This window comes from Phenylobacterium montanum, assembly GCF_018135625.1.
GTDB lineage: Bacteria > Pseudomonadota > Alphaproteobacteria > Caulobacterales > Caulobacteraceae > Poindextera > Poindextera montana.
The window spans coordinates 903,130-922,335 of the sequence record NZ_CP073078.1 but is presented as its reverse complement, the minus strand read 5'-3'; the positions used below and the strand labels follow the sequence as shown (position 1 = coordinate 922,335).

At 63.5% G+C, this 19,206-nt stretch carries 15 protein-coding genes; 6 read left to right on the top strand and 9 right to left on the bottom strand.

Annotation, left to right across the window (positions count from 1 at the left end; genetic code table 11):
- Positions 1-49: 49 nt before the first annotated feature.
- From KCG34_RS04170 to KCG34_RS04160, 3 genes are all read right to left on the bottom strand, one after another.
- Positions 50-1,819, bottom strand: a complete 1,770-nt coding sequence (locus KCG34_RS04170) for a glycosyltransferase family 9 protein (protein WP_211939141.1) — start codon at positions 1,817-1,819, stop codon at positions 50-52.
- A gap of 81 nt (positions 1,820-1,900) precedes the next feature.
- On the bottom strand, positions 1,901-3,358 hold the full coding sequence (gene rfaE2 / locus KCG34_RS04165) for a D-glycero-beta-D-manno-heptose 1-phosphate adenylyltransferase (protein ID WP_376788211.1): 1,458 nt from the start codon (positions 3,356-3,358) through the stop codon (positions 1,901-1,903).
- An 87-nt stretch (positions 3,359-3,445) separates the two neighbouring features.
- A complete protein-coding gene (locus KCG34_RS04160) occupies positions 3,446-4,111 on the bottom strand; it encodes an ABC transporter ATP-binding protein (RefSeq protein ID WP_211939139.1) in 666 nt (221 codons plus the stop codon).
- 64 nt (positions 4,112-4,175) lie between these two features.
- On the opposite strand from KCG34_RS04160, the gene KCG34_RS04155 reads away from it, so the two are divergent.
- The 5 genes from KCG34_RS04155 to tnpC all read left to right on the top strand — a co-directional run bounded on the left by KCG34_RS04155 (position 4,176) and on the right by tnpC (position 9,349).
- Complete coding sequence (locus KCG34_RS04155; RefSeq protein WP_211939138.1) at positions 4,176-5,333, top strand: glycosyltransferase family 4 protein; 1,158 nt, start codon at positions 4,176-4,178, stop codon at positions 5,331-5,333.
- 86 nt (positions 5,334-5,419) lie between these two features.
- On the top strand, positions 5,420-6,637 hold the full coding sequence (locus KCG34_RS04150; RefSeq protein ID WP_211939137.1) for a polysaccharide biosynthesis/export family protein: 1,218 nt from the start codon (positions 5,420-5,422) through the stop codon (positions 6,635-6,637).
- A 296-nt stretch (positions 6,638-6,933) separates the two neighbouring features.
- On the top strand, positions 6,934-7,311 hold the full coding sequence (locus tag KCG34_RS04145; protein WP_249138341.1) for a transposase: 378 nt from the start codon (positions 6,934-6,936) through the stop codon (positions 7,309-7,311).
- A gap of 80 nt (positions 7,312-7,391) precedes the next feature.
- The gene (tnpB, locus tag KCG34_RS04140; protein WP_249138211.1) at positions 7,392-7,661 is read left to right on the top strand and encodes an IS66 family insertion sequence element accessory protein TnpB; all 270 of its coding nucleotides are present in this window, start codon (positions 7,392-7,394) and stop codon (positions 7,659-7,661) included.
- A gap of 71 nt (positions 7,662-7,732) precedes the next feature.
- The gene (tnpC, locus tag KCG34_RS04135) at positions 7,733-9,349 is read left to right on the top strand and encodes an IS66 family transposase (protein WP_211939134.1); all 1,617 of its coding nucleotides are present in this window, start codon (positions 7,733-7,735) and stop codon (positions 9,347-9,349) included.
- 110 nt (positions 9,350-9,459) lie between these two features.
- On the opposite strand, the gene KCG34_RS04130 is transcribed toward tnpC, so the two are convergent.
- The 4 genes from KCG34_RS04130 to KCG34_RS04115 form a co-directional block, all read right to left on the bottom strand.
- Complete coding sequence (locus KCG34_RS04130; RefSeq protein WP_211939133.1) at positions 9,460-10,983, bottom strand: hypothetical protein; 1,524 nt, start codon at positions 10,981-10,983, stop codon at positions 9,460-9,462.
- 116 nt (positions 10,984-11,099) lie between these two features.
- Positions 11,100-12,101, bottom strand: coding sequence for an ADP-glyceromanno-heptose 6-epimerase (gene rfaD / locus KCG34_RS04125; RefSeq protein ID WP_211939132.1), 1,002 nt, complete (start codon positions 12,099-12,101; stop codon positions 11,100-11,102).
- 193 nt (positions 12,102-12,294) lie between these two features.
- Positions 12,295-12,855 (bottom strand): hypothetical protein, encoded by a 561-nt coding sequence (locus KCG34_RS04120; RefSeq protein ID WP_211939131.1) that lies wholly within the window; start codon positions 12,853-12,855, stop codon positions 12,295-12,297.
- 287 nt (positions 12,856-13,142) lie between these two features.
- Positions 13,143-15,110: a serine/threonine-protein kinase gene (locus KCG34_RS04115; RefSeq protein ID WP_211939130.1), complete on the bottom strand. Its 1,968-nt coding sequence runs from the start codon at positions 15,108-15,110 to the stop codon at positions 13,143-13,145.
- Between the two features lie 259 nt (positions 15,111-15,369).
- Between KCG34_RS04115 and KCG34_RS04110 the strand changes: the two genes are divergently transcribed.
- Positions 15,370-16,290: a tetratricopeptide repeat protein gene (locus KCG34_RS04110; protein WP_211939129.1), complete on the top strand. Its 921-nt coding sequence runs from the start codon at positions 15,370-15,372 to the stop codon at positions 16,288-16,290.
- Here the strand turns inward: KCG34_RS04110 and KCG34_RS04105 are convergent.
- Positions 16,287-16,880 carry a DUF2239 family protein gene (locus tag KCG34_RS04105; protein ID WP_211939128.1) on the bottom strand — a complete coding sequence of 198 codons (594 nt, stop codon included), beginning with the start codon at positions 16,878-16,880 and terminating at the stop codon, positions 16,287-16,289. The two genes, KCG34_RS04110 and KCG34_RS04105, sit on opposite strands and share 4 nt — an antisense overlap.
- A 52-nt stretch (positions 16,881-16,932) precedes the next feature.
- Positions 16,933-19,122, bottom strand: a complete 2,190-nt coding sequence (locus KCG34_RS04100; RefSeq protein WP_211939127.1) for a beta-glucosidase family protein — start codon at positions 19,120-19,122, stop codon at positions 16,933-16,935.
- Positions 19,123-19,206 lie beyond the last annotated feature (84 nt).

Sequence of the window (19,206 nt, the reverse complement as noted above, 5' to 3'; positions counted from 1 at the left end):
CCCTCCTATCGGGACCATACCATGTCGCGCCGCATATCATGGCTGCGCATCAAGAATGAACGACGGCGCGTTCCGGATGCGGTTCGGGCCCCCGGGGGGCGTCGAGTTGTGCGCTCGAACGCTCTGGAGCAAGCATCAGGGCTCGCTCGACGGCCGAAAGGATTTCCTGGCTCCTGATGCTAGCCATGCACACGCTGTCGAAGTTGCCGCTAATCTGGCAAATTTCGTCCTCATTACGCCAGCAGGGGCGGCACACCAACCCTGGAGCTTCGACAGGCACCACGTTCGTGAGGTGGGTTGACCTGACCTTGGCCGAAGTTGGCCCGAAAATGCCCACGGTTGGAACGCCAAAGCCACCTGCAAAGTGAAACAGCGCGGTGTCGACGCTGATAAATGTATCGCACGCGGCCACTGCGGCGATGGCGGCGTCGAGTGGCTTGGAAAACCAGCCGACGATGTTCGGAGAATCCGGAATCGGCGTGGGCGTGGTATGGATCGCGATAACGAAGTAGCGGTCTGCAAGCTCGCGCAACAATTGACCCATCGCTGGGTAGTCGCGGTATTCTTCGCGCGAATGCAGCGCCACGCCGACAATCCTGCGGCCGGCTGGGGCTCGAAGTCTCAATTCGTCGCGAACAGCACGTTGCGCTTGGGAAAGCCGCCCTTGGATCGTTTGGCCGTAGCGGTTCAGTAGGTTAAGTTTCACTCCCATGCCCCTGGCGAAGAGTTCGACGCGCCCTCGCTTGATATTTGGCGTGCGACGCGACTCATAGCGGGCGGCAGGGCATGCGGTCAGGTTGCGCCAGCGGCGATACTGGGCGAGGTCGATGAAGCCGTCGCTGTCGATCAGATCGTAATGCGGGTCGCCTGCCAATGCCGGGTGAAACTTAGCCGGAATAGCGAAGGCTACACGCCGGTTGTAACGAAGAGCCAAAGCCCGCAAGCCGGGCGTCATCATAGCGATATCGCCCAAGCCACCCATGGCGCGCGTCACAAGGATCGCCGGCTCTTGATCGTTCGCTTCGCCGCGCAGCGGGCGTGGGGAGGGGGAATTGGCGCCCTCCAATTGTACGCGCAATGCGCGGTGGGGCAGCTTAATGGCTAGGAAGAGCAAGGCATCGGCGGAAATGAGGGCCGCTTGGGCCAGAACACGCCGCAGATAGCGCACCAGCCATAACCGGCGGCCTCTTCGCTGTCCTCGAAGGTGAAATCGCGCCGCTTTGGCTAGGATGGGGACGACCCAATGCTCTGTTTCGCTCGACGAGTCCAGTATCGCCAGGGCCTGATAGAATGTCTTAGTGAGGCCGAAGACGCGCCGCTGCGCGGATCCCGCCAAAAAAATCACCCGCGCGAAAGCCAAGCGCCTGACGTCTTCGATCTGGCCGCAGTTCATTCTGGCCGCCAAGTCCAGTTTGAGCGCCTCCAGCACCAACTTGAAATCGCCTTCGATGCGATATGGCCGCTCGGCCCAAGGCCCGACCGTAGCGGCAGCCTCTTCAGGGCGTCCCACGGACAAGAGCACGCGTGTTTTCAATAGGTCCAGGCGGACGATCTCGGATCCGTAGCTGCGCACGGCCGAAGCCTCAAAGCGATACAGCAGTTGGAAAAAGCGTTCTGTGGTAGCCGAATGGCGCGTCTCGAAATGCCGACGATTGATGGAAAATGTCGCGCTGAACAGATCGGTCATGGCCCGGCAATCGGTCGGCCTTGCGATGGGGTGACCTGCGTGATTGACGCCGATGGCAAGGAAGCGATCAAGGTTCATCTCGAGCTCCCGCAAATCCGGACGCGAGAGCGCATCGAGAATCTTGTCGGCCACATTCGACGCCTCGGCGCCTGGCGCTACCTGCAATTTACTTCTCCAAGTGCTGGGGCCGGTCAACTTCCCCGGGGGGCGGAATCAAGCTGCGTCGGAACTGGGAGCGGAGCGCGCGACCAGGTTCGTCGTTGAATGCCCCTTCGCGATGTCCACCAGTACAACCCGGCCCCCGCGGGCCTTGACCAATGCGGCGCCGACAACCCTGTCTTCTGTATAGTCGGCCCCTTTTATCAGAATGTCCGGTTCCAGGTCGGCGATGAGATCGTACGGCGTGTCCTCGCTGAACATCAGAACGATGTCGACAGGCTCCAATGCAGCCATGACCTCAAGGCGCGCATTCTCATTTTGGATCGGGCGCGAAGGCCCCTTGTTCAGGCGCTGCACCGAGGAATCGGAGTTTATGGCCACAATGAGCTTGTCGCAGTGGCGCTTGGCCTCACGCAATAGGCGCACGTGCCCTGGGTGAATTAGGTCGAAGCAGCCATTGGTGAACCCGACCTTAACTCCCTCCTCGCGCCATCGGGCGCGTTGCTCGATCACCCTCTTGAGCGGAAGTCGCTTAGCACAACCGCTATCCGTCCCATGTTCTGTACCGAGTAGGGCAAGACGCAGTTCCTCTGGGCTAACCAAGGACGTCCCGCTCTTGCTTACAGCGACGCCGGCGGCGACGTTGGAAAGGTGGGCGGCAGCCGTCATGTCAGCCCCGCTGGCCAAGGCTAGGGCCAGTGTGGCGACGACCGTATCGCCAGCGCCGGATACGTCGCGGATGGTCTTTGCTCGGGCCATGTCGCGCCAAGCTTCGAGACCGGGGCGATACAGGGAGACGCCCTGCTCAGAACGCGTAAGCAGGACGGTGGCGCCCGTCTGTTCGATGGCGATCTCCGCGGCTCTGGCGGCCCCCTGCTCGTCGTCGCACGCCACTCCTGTTGAAAGGGACAATTCGCCGCGGTTCGGGGTTATCACCGTAGCCCCGCGATAGGCCCGCAAATCGCGCCTCTTCGGATCGACTATCACGGGCTTGCGCCCGCTGTCCGCGGCCTTGAATACGGCCGACAACACCGCGTCCGAAACGACGCCCTTGGCATAGTCCGAAACGACTATCGCGTCGGCATCGTGGATGGCCGCCTCGACGGTGCGTATCAATTCGGCTTCGCACTTCGAAGACAGCCCGATCTTTTCGCGATCCGCACGCAGCAGATGCCGGTCGCCGGCCAAATAGCGGGTCTTTACAGTCGTCGGGGCCTCGCAGTCCTCTACCAAGCGAAGGCCGAGGCCACCTCCAGTTTGATCCGCCAGGCGTCGAATGATCTGAGCGTCATCGTCGACACCGACCCGGCCAATCAGGATCGCCTTGCCGCCCAGCTCGGCGATGTTGGCGGCGACGTTTGCTGCGCCGCCCAGCAGCCAGCGGTCATCCTCGACGCGCAATACGAGCGCCGGCGCTTCGGGCGAGACCCGATCGGCGCGGCCATAGACAAAGCGGTCCAGCATGACATCGCCAATCACGACCAGTACGCGATCTGAGAAGCGATCGATCAAGGCCATATTCCTTTTGAAAAACTCACCGACAACTGTGGCGCATCCGTAGCTTTAGGACCATCACATACGAAGCGGGACATGGAAAATCTATGTCAAAGCCATCGCTTGGCTCGCATAATGGGCATCGATCGCCTCGTCGATGGTGTCGAAGAACCTGATCCGTCCGTCCAATATCGTGGCCCCTGTATCGCAGTAGGTGCGGAGTGTCTCGGGCGAATGTGACACCATTATCAGCGTCCCTCGCTCCTTGCGTTCGCGCAACGCGTGGGTGCATCGTTCCTGAAAGGTCACATCCCCAACAGATGTAATCTCATCTACTAGATAGCAGTCAAAGTTGATCGCCAATGAAACACCGAAGGCAAGCCTCGCTCTCATGCCAGATGAATAGGTATTTATGGGCATTTTCATATAGTCGCCGAGCCTCGCGAAATCTTCCACTTCGTCGATCAAGTCTGAATAATGTTTGCCATATATTCTCGCGACAAAGCGAAGATTATCTGCACCGGTCAGGGTGGTGTGAAATGCACTCGCATGGCCCAGCGGCCATGAGATCGACATGCCCCGCCGGATGAGGCCCGACGTCGGGTATTCGACGCCGGCCATCATTCTGAGAAGCGTGGATTTGCCCGCGCCGTTGGCGCCGCAGATGCCCAGGGCGGTTCCTCGGTCGATCGTGAATGAGGCGTTCCGCAGCGTGTGTCGCTCCCCGGAGCGCGTATGGTAGACCTTGCTGACGTTTTCAAAGCGGATCATTTGGCTCGGTGACCGAAGGTATTAGGTGGTGGTGATTCAGCGGCGTTCGTTTGGACCTCGGCTCATGATCGACGGCCGCTTAGCTTATCCGAACCACGTGAGCACGGGTGTTGCAAGCTATGCCGAAGCGCTCGTGGTGGCAGCGGCAGCGAGCGGCCGACCCGTCGAGCTGCTAATCGAACGACCTGAATATCTTGCGCGACGGCCAAGCGGGTTTGACCTGGGTAAGGTTGCCGCCGCCACCGGTTGGTTCAGCCCGCTGTTGAAGAAGGCGGGCGTGGATGGCGCGCCCTCTATCGTAGCTGGAGCCTGGGCCTGGCCCGACATATTTCGCAGGGCCCATGTCCACTTCACAGCCCAGCGGCGCTTCATGCGGATCAAATGCCCCAACCCGCCTCAAATCATGCATTGGACATATCCATTACCGATAGTCATGGTTGGCGCTAAAAACGTCTATACCGTGCATGACCTGATTCCGCTGCGAAATCCCGACTTAGGCGTGGTTTCGCCCAAGCGGCACGCCGCGATCATCAAGCAAATGGCTTTTCACGCGGATCATATTGTCACCATTTCAGAACACTCGCGGCGCGAAATCGTCGATCATCTGGGGTGTTCGCCAGACTTTGTCACCAATACCTATCAGTGCGTTCTGACCGAGGCCGCCGCAGGCGCCGAGCGGGTTCGGGGCCTGGGTCTACGTCCGGGAAATTATTTCCTATTCTGCGATTCCGGCGAAGCCCGCAAGAATGGCGAACGCGTCGTAGAGGCCTTCTATCGCAGCAAGGTTTCGCGCCCGCTCGTCATTGTCTCGCCTGGATCCGCCGACCAACGGGGAGATCCGAAAGGCGGCGGCATACGTAGGTTGTCGCCTCAGCCTCGCGATGTTTTGCTCGCCCTGATTCGCGAAGCGACTGGGCTGATCATGCCATCCCTGGCCGAAGGATTCGGATTGCCAGTCGCTGAGGCCTTCGCACTAGGCGTGCCGGTCCTTTCGTCCGATGACGGCGCCCTCGCAGAGATTTCCGCCGCAGCCGCGCTTGAAGTTGATCCCACCGACATCGACGCCATCGCCGGGGGGTTCGCCCGTCTGGATGGGGATGAAGAACTGCGTCGGAGGCTTGTGGCGGCGGGAGCATTGCGGGCGGCCAAATTCTCGGTACCAGCCTATGCGGGCCGCCTTCGCAGTCTTTACGATCGGTTAACCCCCTTCGAACAGCCTTAAGGCGCGGACCCAAAATAGCCCTCTCGACATTCGCGAGGCGTCGGATATGCAGCGCCGTACAACCCAGCCGTAGGCGAGAACAGATCGTGCTGCTTCAGCGTTCAATCCCCGGCCAGGCCGGAAACGTCGTAAACCAAGCCAAGTGGATTATTGCCAGTTTCATGCTGCTCGCCCTCGGCGCCTGCAGCACCCTGCCGTCGAGTGGCCCTGAGGCCCGGGACGTCGTACGTGCAGGCCAAGGAGCGGAAAGCGCGTATCGTATCGTCGACCTGGACAGGTCTCAGCCCGTGGAGAACAAGCCGGTTGCCGAAGCGGTTCCGCTCTTAGGCGGGGCGAACGCTGGCGCGACGCCGCCGGCTGGATGGAACCGGATCCAGATCGGCGACACCTTGCAGATCTCGATCTACGAAATTGGAGCGGCGCTTTTTGGATCTGGTGGGGTCGGCGGGGGCGCCGGCTCCAGCCTCGGCTCTATTGGGGCGAACGCTGCGGCCGGACTGCCGATGGCGAGCGATTCCGCGCCTGCAGCTAATGCTCAAAATCTGCCGCCTCTCCTTATTGGGCCGGATGGAGGCCTGGTCGTGCCGTATGTTGGGCGCATCAGGGCCGACGGAATGACGCCGGACGAGCTGGCTCGTGCGATTGAGTTGGGGCTGCGCGGAAAGTCTCAGAGTCCACAAGTGGTCGTGAGCATTCGCGATGACGTATCCAATGCCGTGATGATGCTCGGCGATATAAAGAACCCAGGGCGGAAACCTCTTGGAATTCAGCGTGAGCGTCTGCTGGATATGATCGCACTCTCTGGTGGGGTGACAAGCAGCAAGGCCGACTCTGTGGTTCGCCTGACTCGTGGCGGTACTTCAAGCGAGGTCCGGCTCACCGATGTCCAGAGCGGTGGCCGCAATGATGTTCTGCTGCAGCCGCAAGACAGGGTCGAACTTGTCTACAAGCCGAGATCTTTCACGGCCTTCGGTGCGACAGGCCGCGTGTCCGAAATTCCGATCCAGACCGAGACGCTGAGCTTGGCGGAAGCGCTGGCGCGAATGGGGGGGCCTTCTGAGCAGCAGGCTGATCCGACAGGTGTTTTCGTCTTTCGGGCCGGGCAGGCGGCGACCCCGCAGCCGGTGGTCTATCGATTGAATATGAAAGACCCGCGCAGCTATTTCGTCGCGCAGCGCTTTCAGGTGCACGATAAGGACTTGGTCCTGATCTCCAATGCGCGCGCGAACATGATCCTGAAGATGTTGAACATGATCGGTGTCGCGATCAATCCGATCATCGTTTCAAAGCAGCTGTCACAATAGGTCGCACCCGATAGGCGATCGTGTTGCACCACGGTCGGCGAATCGGCAAATCCGCTGGCTCCATAATGGCGCGGCTACCCTGGCCCGGAGCCCGCCGTGACTCGGGGCCAAAGGAATTCCGCCTTCAAAAGATGTGACTGGGTTGATCTTGGGCTTGAGGCGGAGCGCCGGATTGTCTTGACGCGATCTCCTGGCTTCTGAGGATCAGCGGTAAGCGCGGCTTTTCCCCCACCTTTCCCGGGCTGACGTGATCGCCGAGTCTGCCGGTTGAACGACTGTGCGGGCTTGGGGTGCTGATGATGCTTGGTGACGATGTGCTGATGATGCCTTCGGCGCGTCGGATCGAGGTGTTCACGGGATCTGGCCGTCGGCGCAAGTGGAACTCGGAGCTCAAGGCCCAGATCGTGGCCGAGAGCTATGCGACCTCGGTGGGTGACGCGGCGGCCCGGCACAGCCTTTCCAAGACGCAGATTTTCACTTGGCGGCGGGATGCGCAGCGAGCGGCCGAAGCTGCTGGGTTCGCGCGGGTGGAGGTGGACGACGCCGGCGCGGCCGCGGTCATGCAGCGCGGTTTGATCGAGGTTCGGCTGCGCGGCGCATCGGTCAGCATTGAGCCGGGGGCCGATCCGGCGATGGTGACGGCGATCCTGATGGCGCTGCGAGCGGCGCGGTGATTGGGCTCGGTTCGGGTGTCCGGGTTCTGGTGGCGACCAAGCCTGTTGATTTTCGCAAAGGAGCGGACAGTCTCGCTGCCTTGGCCAAGGAAGCGCTGGGCCAGGATCCTTTCTCGGGCACGGTGCTGGTGTTCCGCGCGCGGCGTGCGGACCGGATAAAGCTGGTGGTCTGGGACGGCACGGGGTTGGTGATGGTCTGGAAGGCCCTGGACGAGGGCTCTTTCAAGTGGCCGCCGGTCAGCGACGGGGTGATGCGGCTGTCGTCGGCGCAGCTGGCGGCTTTGCTCGACGGGCTGGATTGGACGCGGGTTCATCCGCCCCGGCGGGTGAGCCCAAAGGCCGTCCGATAGGGTGCGGCAAGATGACTCGGGTCTCACGCGGGGGCGCCTCAAGCGGCTGATTTTATGCTCTAATCGAAGGCATGGACGTCGCGCACGACACCCTTCCGGACGATGTAGGGACGCTGCAGGCGATGCTCCTGGCCGAGCGCGCCAGGCAGGCCGAACTGGTGGCCCAGATCGAAGAGAATAAGGCCCTCGAGGCCGAGCGCATCCGCCTGGAAGCCGAAGTCGAACGGCTGACAGCGCAGAACGAGCGCTACGAACACATCATCGCCCAGCTTCGCCGGCTGCAGTTCGGCAAGCGCTCCGAGCGGATGGACAAGGACCAATTGCAACTGGCCCTGGAGGATCTCCAGCAGGGGCTGGCCGAGATCGAGGGCGAGGAGGAAAAGGACGATCCGCAGCTGAAGACGCACCGCACGCGTCAGCGCCGCGAGCAGCGTCCCTCTCTGCCGCCGCACCTGCCCGAGGTGGAGGTGGTGGTCGAACCGGCCTCGACGATCTGCCCCTGCTGCGCCGGCGCCATGCATGTGATCGGCGAGGATGTCTCCCGCCGCCTGGATGTCGTGCCGGCGCAATATCAGGTCCTGGTCACCCGCCGGCCAAAATACGCCTGCCGGGCTTGTGAGGGCCAGGTGGTCCAGGCTCCGGCGCCGGCCCGGTTGATCGAGGGCGGGCTTCCGACCGAGCGGATGGTGGCTCAGGTCCTCGTCGCCAAGTACGCCGATCACACCCCGCTCTATCGCCAAGCCCAAGGCCTGGCCCGCCAGGGGATCGAGATCGACCGCTCGACCCTGGCCTTCTGGACTGGCTACGCGGCCGCCGAGCTGAAGCCAATCTGGACCCTGATGCGACAAGAACTGCTCAGGTCCAACAAGCTCTTCGTCGACGAGACCATAGCGCCGGTGCTCGATCCTGGCCGAGGGCGCACCAAGACCGGCTACTTCTGGGCCATCGCCCGGGACGACCGGGCCTGGGCGGGGCCGGATCCGCCGTGCGTGGTTTACACCTACGCCCCTGGTCGCGGCGCCGAGCATGCCATCGCCATGCTGGAAGAGTTCAGCGGCGTGCTGCAGACCGATGGCTATAGCGCCTACAAGACTCTGGCCGGCCGCAATCGTCAGGTGACGCTCGCCCACTGCTGGTCGCATCTGCGCCGCAAGTTCTTCGACCTGGCCAAGGGCGGCGCGGCGCACATCGCCACCGAAGCCCTTCGGCGCATCGCAGAACTATACGCCATCGAGGCTGATATCCGCGGCCAAGGCGCCGAGGCGCGCGCCGCCGCACGCCAGGACCGCAGCAGCCCGCTCATCGAAGATCTCAAAGCCTGGCTGGAAACTCAGCTCGCCAAACTTCCGGGCCGCTCGCCCGCGGCCGGGATTATCCGGTACGCGATGACCCACTGGGACGGCCTGACTGTCTTCCTCGCTGACGGACGCGTCGAGCTGGACACCAACCCGGTCGAGCGGACGATGCGCCCCATCGCATTAAATCGGAAAAATGCGCTCTTCGCCGGCTCCGACGAGGGCGCACACCACTGGGCAGTCCTGGCCACCCTGGTGGAAAACTGCAAACTCCACGGCGTCAATCCGACCGCCTATCTAACCGATGTCCTCACCCGCCTGGTGAACGGACATCTGCAGAGCCGCCTCACAGAGCTCACCCCCTGGGGTTGGAAAGCCCTCCTGCAAAACTGACATCCGTCAATCACCCTTCAAAGGGTGGCTGCACTCCGCTTACGATCAGCGACGGCGCAAATACAGTACAAGAATGGCCGAGCGCACGCGGAAAGCTTGCTTGATCGATCCTAGTAAATCTGCACCCAACTCGCCCCAGTCCAGCATCGGCCGTGACTGGAAAGCGTGTTGTGATAGCACGTACCTGGCTGCGGCGACGTCGGATCGGAATTTCGTTGCCCGAGATAAATCGGCATCGGGGCGTTATCGTGGCCGATCCCGCCCGTGATGTTTACGCTGCCCCGGGTTTGATTGAGCACTTCCCCTTGGAGATTGCCGCTGAAGTTGATGCCGGTGAGCGCTACGTTGGTCGCTCCGGGGTCCACCACGACGCCATAGGAAGCATTCGCCGGGTCGCCGAATTCATATGCGATCTTGCCGCCGGTGACGTCGATATCGACAGCGTTGGGGCCCAGCTCGACCTGAGGATAGGCGCTACGGCCCTCTTTCGATGCGCTGTGAACGTTGACGCCAGTGATGTGGACGTCCCGGGCATTGATGTTCATCGCCCGCTGCTGACAATTCCCGACACGGCCCCCGGTGACGAATATATTGCGCGTGACGCTGGCGCCCAGGTCGGGGTTGACGATGAAACAGTCAGTGTCGGCGCCGCCTTGACCAGGCGAACCGCTCGTATTGCTGAGGTCGCTGTTGGTGAAATGGAATTCCGCGCCACCGTCGATCTGTACGCTAACCAGCGTAGCGCCATCGACTTCGAGATCGTTTGCGAACACGAAGGCGGGGAAATGACTTGTGCTTCGGGCGGTATTTCTGACCCAGAGCGCATGGCGTGCGCCGAGAATGCTAACGCCGTTCAGCCTGAGGGTCTGAACCATGCCGTCCAAGATCAATCCGTCGGCTCCACTGTAGAGCGCATTGATCACACCATCGTTGAGGATCAATACGTCGCTTCTTCGTGTGTCGTTGGCCGGCGAAGTCCATAGAAGCCCATAGTCGCCCTTAACACCCTGGATGACGAAGTGCTCGAGCACGACGTTGTTGCTCCAGGTGTCGCTGACGCTGTTGAAGCACGGGCCCAGCGCAAATCTCGAGATCAGCAGATTCGCAGCGCCGTCAATATCGATGCACGCCCCACCGACGCGCGACGGCGCGACCACATAAACGCCTTCTATCGTTGTGTTGTAGACTTGCTTGGATTGGCCGCCAATTCTGATGCAGTCGGCGCCACTTGAGCCCACGCAGCGAATGAATGTGCCGCCGACGCCCTTGCCGACAAGGTGGGTCGACGACTGAGTGACGTTCAGCGTTCCAGATATGATGCAAGTTCTTCCGGGAAGCGCGACAAGTCCGCCTTTGGCGAGCGCGGCGTTTATCTCGTCCGTGTCGTCGCCGCCTGTGCACGCCGAGCCGGATAGGTTGGTGCCTGAAGCGCCCAATAATACGGCGCCAAGGTCGGATATGGTCGCCACCCGGCTTGGTGCGCCACCCCCCTGAGCGCCCTGTTGCAGATTGATCTGTTCCGCTCCCGTGAGTGCGGGCGCGCGAGACGCTGTTCCGGTCGCCGAAGTTTGGGCGTTGGCGAATGAAGCTGCTGCGAGGCAGGCCGCCACGATAGGAGTTGCAAGCCTGCGCATATCAGTCTCCTCGAGCAGGGTGCTGCGCCTCCAAGCCAGAACGCAAAAAAGCGGTTGAGGTTGCGGATCCCGTCGGCGCACGTCCAGGCTTCTCCGAACCTCGAGCCCTGTCAATGTCAGCGATATGGATCTGCGTTGTTCAGATAATTCTTGCAGTAATCATAAATTCCATCTTCCAGTGACGTGGAATTTCCACTATATCCTGCTTGGTAAAGCTTTTCCATTCTGGCTTGTGTAAAGTACTGATACTTATCCCGAATGGATACTGGCATGTCGGTGTAGACTATATCAGGAATTTTTCCAGCTGCTTTAAAGGCAGCTTCGGCAAGGGCGACGAAAGTCCTGGAGGTGCCGGATCCTAAATTATATATCCCGTTAACCTCTGGCGTATTAATAAGCCATCTAATGACGCTAACAGCATCTCTGACGTAGACGAAATCCCTCAATTGCCCTCCATCTGGATATTCGCTTCGATAGCTCTTGAAAAGTTTTACTTGCACATTGTTTTGTATATTTGGCCAGATTTGAGACGCGATGGAGCGCATGCTTCGCTTGTGCTCCTCGTTTGGTCCGTAGACATTGAAAAACTTCAAGCCGACCCATTGTGCTGGGTGCCTGCCGGCTGCCGCTTCCCGAGCGGCGAAAGTGTCGAACAGCGCCTTCGACCAGCCATAGGCGTTCAACGGGCGCAGGGCGGCCAGGCTATCAGGATCGTCGCGATCGACGAAACCAAGCGATCCGTCCCCATAGGTCGCCGCCGACGAGGCATAGATGAAGCGCTGACGGTGTTCGGCGCACCAGCGGAAAAGGTCGCGCGAGAGTCCGAAGTTGGTATGAATTATGTGATCGGCATCGGGTTCGGTTGTGGACGAGATGGCTCCCATATGAACGACCGCCAAAAGTCGATCTGCGTTGCGATAGAGCCAAGGAAAGATCTCATGCGGCGCCACAAAATCCACGATGGGGTGCTTTGCAATGTTTCGCCATTTTCCATCGTCGGCATTTCGTAGGCGATCGCATACCGCGACCTCGAAATTATTGTCGCCAGCAAGGTCGGCGACGATGTTGGAACCGATGAATCCGGCGCCACCCGTAACCAGGACGAGCCTTCGTGTCATAATATATCTCGGCGTTGTCAGTGAATGTCGTTTGGGCCGCGTCCAACCTTGCTCAGTTGAACCGTGCTTGGATTGGTTCTCAAGTGATTTCGGAAGCGGCGGAACCGCAATTGAGCGCGTTACGATTTCAATAGTGTCTCTAACTGGCCACGGCCGCTGCCCATGTCGACCGCACGAATGGTGACGGCGGGCATCACGGCGTCGAGCGGCGAGAAAAATCGAGAACTTCGGCGGTATAACGTTCAGTCACCTCCGCAAAGGGCCGATGCCGCTCGTCGAACAGAATGGCCTGATGGCGAAACAGGAACGGGGAAGGCCTTAGAAATCGTCCGGCTGACGATCCTTCCGCTTCGGCGGGTCTAGTTTCCCAACCATTGGCCAGGGGCGACCACAGCCGCTCTGCGGACAAGGTCTGGCGTTGGGGGCGCAGCGGCTGCACCACGCGGCCGAAGGGTATGTCGGTGGTGTCCAAGAGGCGGTTCATATCTGGTGTCAGGCGTGAAGGCACGTACCAGTTGTCGGCGTCCGACAGCACATGGCCGCCGCAGCTCAGCTGGACGTGGCGATAGCGTACCGGTTCATCAGGTCCAATTTGAAGGCGGGCGCGCTGCTCGGCGCTGATGGGCTTGTCCGGACCGGGGACGCGCTGGGCGACCACACGGGCCGGATCGGCCATGTGGTGGTCCGCGCACCAGGCCTCGAGTGTCCGGGTGGCGCTATGGCTGGCGAGCAGGGCGCCATTCAATCGTTCCATCACCGCGAGGGCCTCCAGACGACCCTGAAAGGTGTCCGGCCAGGGCGACGGCGCTCCGGCGAAGGCCGGGAAAGGGAGACTGAGGCTCAAGGCGGCCAGGCCGCCGATCGCCTTGCGTCCGAGATCAGTCTTGCCCGCCGGGCGCGGGTGGGAAGGGTCATGGCCAAGATGAGGGACGCCGAGAGGCGAGTGGCTCTTCCTACAAAGCATGGGATCTGGATTTGCCCCCGACTCTTGATGCGGGCCCTTATGGACCGCGGCTAATCTCGTCGCAATTGCGCCTGCGGCTACTTGAAGTCGGTGCCCAGGGTGTCGTGCCGGTCTGGCCGCGGCGCCGGTGGCGGCGGGTTGATCTGCCTGACGGTCGGCAGTTTGAGGTGAGGGGGCCGCTTTGTCGTTGCTTTCGCAGGGGCTTGGGTCGGCAGGTATCCCTGTTCGACCTCGTACCAGGCCATCTGGGTGCGCCAGCCCTGGGCCTTTCCGGCCGAGGCTATCCAATCGGGCGAGATGGCTTGGGCGGACGCCGAAGGCGCAGGGCCTGGGCGCAGGCCCACCAGATCGAACGGCGGCTTGCCGTGGATCACCAGCATGCCCTTGAGGCCCCGCGTCTTCTCGCAAAGGCTGATCCTCAGGCCCTGCGGGCCGAGGTCCTCGAACTTGTAACCCCGGGGGCGAGACGTCGCCGCCTTCGCCTTGAAATCGGCCAGGCTCGTGAAGACGGGGCTGACGGCGCCGGTCTCGTCCAGGCGCAGAAGCGAGACGTCTTCGCCGGGGCCGGGCGGCGGCGCCCGAAGGTTCAGCACCGCCACGCCCTGGTGAGGATCGTTCTGGCAGATGGGATCCGGCAACAGGTGGAACAGGTTGGCCTGAGGTCTCAGCCAGGTCGCTTCGGAGGATGTCGCGTGCAGCCGGGCGAAGGCCGTTACGGCGGCGCAGGCGGTGGGAGGCAGGGCGTGTACGAGCGAATGGTCGGTCGCGGCGACATGCGCGCCAGCCTTTTCCATGGCCTGGGTCAGCTGGCCGGCGGCAGCGGCCGGATCGCCTGCGGCGCCGCTGAGTTCGATGTGCAAGCCGTCGGCCCCTCGCGACATGCGGTCGTTCAACCAGGCGCAGCTGGCCGAGCGAAGGGCGGAATCCAGCACCGCCTCGGGCGCGATGGTCGGGGCGGACGCGGGTGGCGGCGGCCGGCGCGCCAGCCAGGACATGAGGCTGGTCGCTCCGAGGCCGAAGGCGGCGAGGATCCCGAGCGCGCCGACCGTCGCGCCGATCAGGGCCGAGCGCGAGGTGCGGGCAGGGGGCGAGGCAGGCAGCGCCGGCGCTTGCGGCAGGGTTCCGTCGAGCGCGTTGATCACCTGGTCCATAGAGCGCAGGCGGCGCTGGGGATCGGGCTCCAGCATGCGCTGGAACACCGCTCGCAACTCCTCGGGCAAGGGCGATAGGTCCGGCCCTGCCCGCCGGCGATCGACCGCTTCTGCCGGGGTCAGGCCCATATCCAGGCTGCCGCCGGCCGCCAGGGCCAGGATCACCAGGCCCAGGCTGTAGACATCGGTCCAGGGGCCGACCTCGCGGCCGAAATCGCCGAGCTGTTCGGGCGCCACATAGCCGAGCTTTCCGGCGAAGGCCTCGCCCAACAGCGTGCCTTGGGGGGTGGAGCCGTCCTGGGCGATGCCGAAGTCGATAATCTTGGCCGCCTCGAGCTTGCCGCCGGGCAGGAGGATGTTGTCGGGCGAGATGTCGCGGTGAACGGCGCCCAGTTCATGCGCGGCGCGCAGCCCGTCGGCGAGGCGGCGGGTCAGCGCCCGAAGCTCGGCCTCGCTCGGCAGGAATTCGCCGATCAATTCGTCCAGTCCGTCCCCATCGACGAATTCAGTGACGATGTAGAGCACGCCGAGGTCCGGTTCCTGGGCAAGGACGCGGTACTGCACGAGCGCGGGATGGGTCAGGCGGGTGAGGGTGCGCGCCTCCTTCCTGAACATCGCATCGATCTTGGGATCTTGCGCCAGGTGCGGAAGGATCACCTTGATGGCCACCCGCTCGTCGGTGTTGATGTTGACGCCTTCGTAGACCTCGCCCATGCCGCCCTGGGCGAGGAAGCGCCGCACCTGATAGATGTGATTAAGCACCGAACCGACCGTCACTCGGCCTTGAGGCTCGCTGCGCCGCTCGCTTACGCCCGACGCGCTGGTCGGCCGCAGCGAGGCGATCGCCGCCGCATCCGAACCGGTTCGCGCATCAGGGGTGGTGGACTGCGGCAATATAAAGCCTCTCCGGGGGCTGCCATAACCAGCTTACCACGACCGATAGCACGCCGTCGCAGAGGTTCGCACGTCCCGCTTGATGGCTAAGCTGCGCTGTAACTGTAAAACTTAGCGGCTTTTTATCCGAAACCGGGGCAAGCGCATTGCGGGATCGACGGAAGACCGTGTTAGAGGCCGTTAAAGCGCAGCGGTTGGGCGGGTCGTGAACGTCATGCTAGATCTTGCGCCGATCAGTGGCGTCCGGGTTGAGGGACAGATGACGTCGAAGCGTGACGCCGGGCTCCAGCCTGTCGGCCTCATCCTGGCTGTGATCCTGGCCGCGTGGATAGCGCCCGGACCAGCCTCAGCCGCGGGGGCGACCACGGCGCGCGGCCTGCCGGTCATGGGGGCTGTCGACACGCCCGCGGCGAAGGCCGATCAGGTCGAACGGGACAGAATCGCCGGCGTTGCGGCTTTCGAGCATGGCGATTTCGCCTTGGCCACGCTGTTTTTCAAGCGCGTGCGCCAACTGGACCCGGCCAATGACGAAGGCATGTTCCTGCTCGGCCGGGCCTATCTCGCCAACGGCGACGCCTCGGGCGCCGTGGACCAGTTCACCAACGCCATCGCCCGGAACGACAAGGTCGAGAAGTATTTCTACGCTCGCGGAAAGGCCGAAATGAAGCTCGGCAAATACGCGGCGGCGGTGGCGGATTTCAATCGGGACCTGGAACTGCGGGACGGCAAGGGCAGTTCGACCTTTTTCCTCAGCCGCGCCGACGCCTATCTGGGCAATGGCGAGACCGACCTGGCGATCAAGGACTATGGCCAGGTCGCGGGCGACGACGGCGAGGTGCGTCTCGCCCGCCTGCATCGGGGGATCGCCCTGGCGCGGGTCGGCGACATCGCCGGCGCGATCGAGGACTTCAACACCGCGGAGACCATGGGGCGGGCCGGCCACACCCTGGACTTCGACACCTTCTTCTATCGCGGCGTGGTCAACCAGATCGGCGGGGACAGCGCCGCGGCCCTGCGCGACTACCGGGCGGCGGCGGAATTCAAGGACCCGAGGCGTCCGCTCGCCCAGTGCCTGGCCGACGCGATCTCGGGCAAGCGCCATGGCCTGTTCGGCGGCGACCCGAAAGAGTGCCGCAACTTTGATGCGGCCAAGGCCCTGCAGTCGCAGCCGGCCGCCTAGCCGCCCAGGGCCGCCTTCGCCCGGTCGGTGCGGGCCGTTTCGAAAAGGGCCAATGCGTGGTCGCGCACGCTGCTCGGCCAGGCTTCCATCGCCTGACGGAAGCCCGCCGCATCGTCGGCGTAGAAGGCGCGGTAGGCGTCTTCGAACAGCGGCAGATCGCCGGCCACGAGGTAGAGGAACCGATCCAGGGCCCGGTGGGAGCGGCGGGCCACATCTTCCGCCGAACCTTCCCGCCGCGCCGCATCGACCAATCGACGCAAGGCTGCGGACGCTCCGCCCGGTTGGGCGGCGAGCCAGTCCCAGTGTCGGGGCAGGAGGGTGACCTCCCTGGCCGTGACGCCGAGGCGGGGGCGGCCTCGCCCGGTTCGCGGGGCCGCATCGCCCGCGGACGAGGTCAGGCGGGCGATGTTCGTCTCGAGGTCGTGCCGCGGGTCGGGCTCGATCCGATCGCCCGTGAGGTCGTCCAGGATCAGCACGGGCGCCTCTCCGCCCGGGCGATGCGCGAGCGCCGTCAGCACGGTTCGCAGATCGCCCCGGGCCACAAGATCGTGACCCAGAAAGGCGCTGAAGCTCGGCGGGCGTTCGCTCATGCGGCCTCCACAGGGTTGGAAGCCGCATCTTGCATATTTTGCCCGGGTAAAACTAGGGTTTCATGGTCTTGGGGGCCAGCTTGGCTTCGCCGGTGAGCTTCATGTCCGCCGACGAGGCGCCGACAGCGACATGGTACACGCCGCCGTCGAGCCTCCACCGGTGGGCGGCCTCATCGAAACTGGCCAGAAGACGGGGGTCGGCGGTCAAGGTTACGGTCCTGCTTTCGCCCGGCTGGAGCGCCACCCTCTGGAAGCCGATCAGGCGCACGTGCGCCTTGCCGGCTGCGTCCGTCAGATAGACCTGCGGCGTGTCGGAACCGGGCCTTCCGCCAGTGTTCTTGACGTCGAAGCGCACGGTCAGGGACTGGCCGCCGGTCACCTTCAGCCCACTGTAGTCGAAGTGGGTGTAGGACAGGCCGAAGCCGAACGGGAACAGGGGTTTCAGGCCTTTTTGCGCGAACCAGCGGTAGCCGACCTCCGAGCCCTCGGCATAGTCGACGTCGAACTTCGCGGTCGGCGCCAGGCCGACGCCGGGCAGGTCCGGCCGGGGCAGCTGCGCCTCGCTGGCCGGGAAGGTGATCGGCAGGCGGCCCGTAGCGTCGGCGTCGCCGAACAGGACGTCGGCGATCGCCTCGCCGCCCTTGGCCCCGGAATACCAGGCCTCGACTACGGCGCCCGCCTGGTCGAGCCAGGGCATCAGCACGGGCCCGCCGGTCTGCAGCACGACGATGGTGTGCGGATTGGCCTTGGTCACGGCCGCGATCAGCGCGTCCTGGCCGGAGGGCAGGGTGAGGTCCGGCGCGTCGGCCCCCTCGGTCATCCACTGGTTGGCGAAGACGATGGCGACGTCGGCGGCCTTGGCGGCTTCAGCCGCCGCCTTGGGATAGCGCCCAGGCTCGAAGGTGACGTGGGCGCCGCGCGCCTTGGCCTTGATCGCCGCCAGCGGCGAGGAGCGGTCGTAGACGATGACGCCGTTGAGATCGATCAGCCCTTCGCCGCCGATCTGCACCGTTCGGGCGGGCCCGCCGACCGGGACCACCTGCGAGGAGCCGGCGCCGGAGAGAACGCCGGCGTCGGCGTCGCCGCCGATGACGACGATGGAGCGGGCGGTCTTCGCCAGCGGCAGCAGTCCCCCCGGGTTACTGAGCAGGACGATGCCCTCCTCGGCCGCCCGTTTGGCGACCGCATTGTCGGCGTCGTAGTCGATGGGCGTCTTGGTGGCCGGATGGTCGAACAGGCCGGCGGCGAACATCGAGCGCAGGATGCGCCGGCTCATGTCGGACACCCGCGCAGCCGGAATCTCGCCGCTGGCCAGGGCGGCCTTCAGCGGCTTGTTGAACCAGGCGGTGCCGTCCAGCTGCTCGCCGGATTCCTGGTCCAGGCCATTCGCCGCCGCCTTGACGCTGTGGACGGCGCCCCAGTCGGACATCACCCAGCCCGGATAGGCCCAGTCGCCCTTCAGCGTCTTGTTCAGAAGCTGGTCGTTCTCGCAGGCATAGACCGAATTGACCCGGTTGTAGGCGCACATCACCGAGCCGGGGCGCCCGCCTTCGATGGCGATCTCGAAGGCCAAAAGATCGCTCTCGCGGGCGGCCGCCTCGCCGATATTGGCGCTCAGCGTCATGCGGCCGGTTTCCTGGTCGTTGAGCGCAAAGTGCTTGATGGTCGAGACCACGTGCTGTTCCTGGGTTCCGCGGATCGCTTCGCCGGCCATCAGGCCCGACAGCAGCGGGTCTTCGCTGTAATATTCGAAGTTGCGCCCATTGCGTGGATCGCGGATCAGGTCAACCCCGCCGCCCAGGAGCACGTTCAGCCCCTTGCTCCAGGCCTCGTGACCCACCATGGAGCCGGCGGCGTAGGCTATGTCAGGGTCGAAACTGGACGCCATCGCCAAGCCGGAGGGCAGGGGGGTGGCGCCGTCGCCGGGGCGGACATTGGCCGGATTGGCCACACCCAGACTGGCGTCGCTTTCCTGCAGCGCCGGTATCCCAAGCCGTGCATTTCCGGGGATGAAGCCGGCCGAGCCGATAGCGCCCGCCGGCAGCTTGGCGCCGAAGATGCCGACGCCGAGCGGGCCATGAAGGATTGCGATGCGCTCATCCTCGGTCATCTGCTGGTCCAAAAGGCGCGCGCGTTCGTCCGGCGACAGCTTGGCGTTCATCCAGGGCTGAACCTGGGCGAGGGCGGCAGTCGAGACCGCGCTGAGAAGCATCGCCGTCATGGCGAGGGGTTTCAGTCTCATCGTCTCCTCCCAAGGACCGACCGCGGCGGGACCTTATTGTGATGGCCAGGCGCGGTCCAAGCCGACGCATGCCCGCTTTCTTGT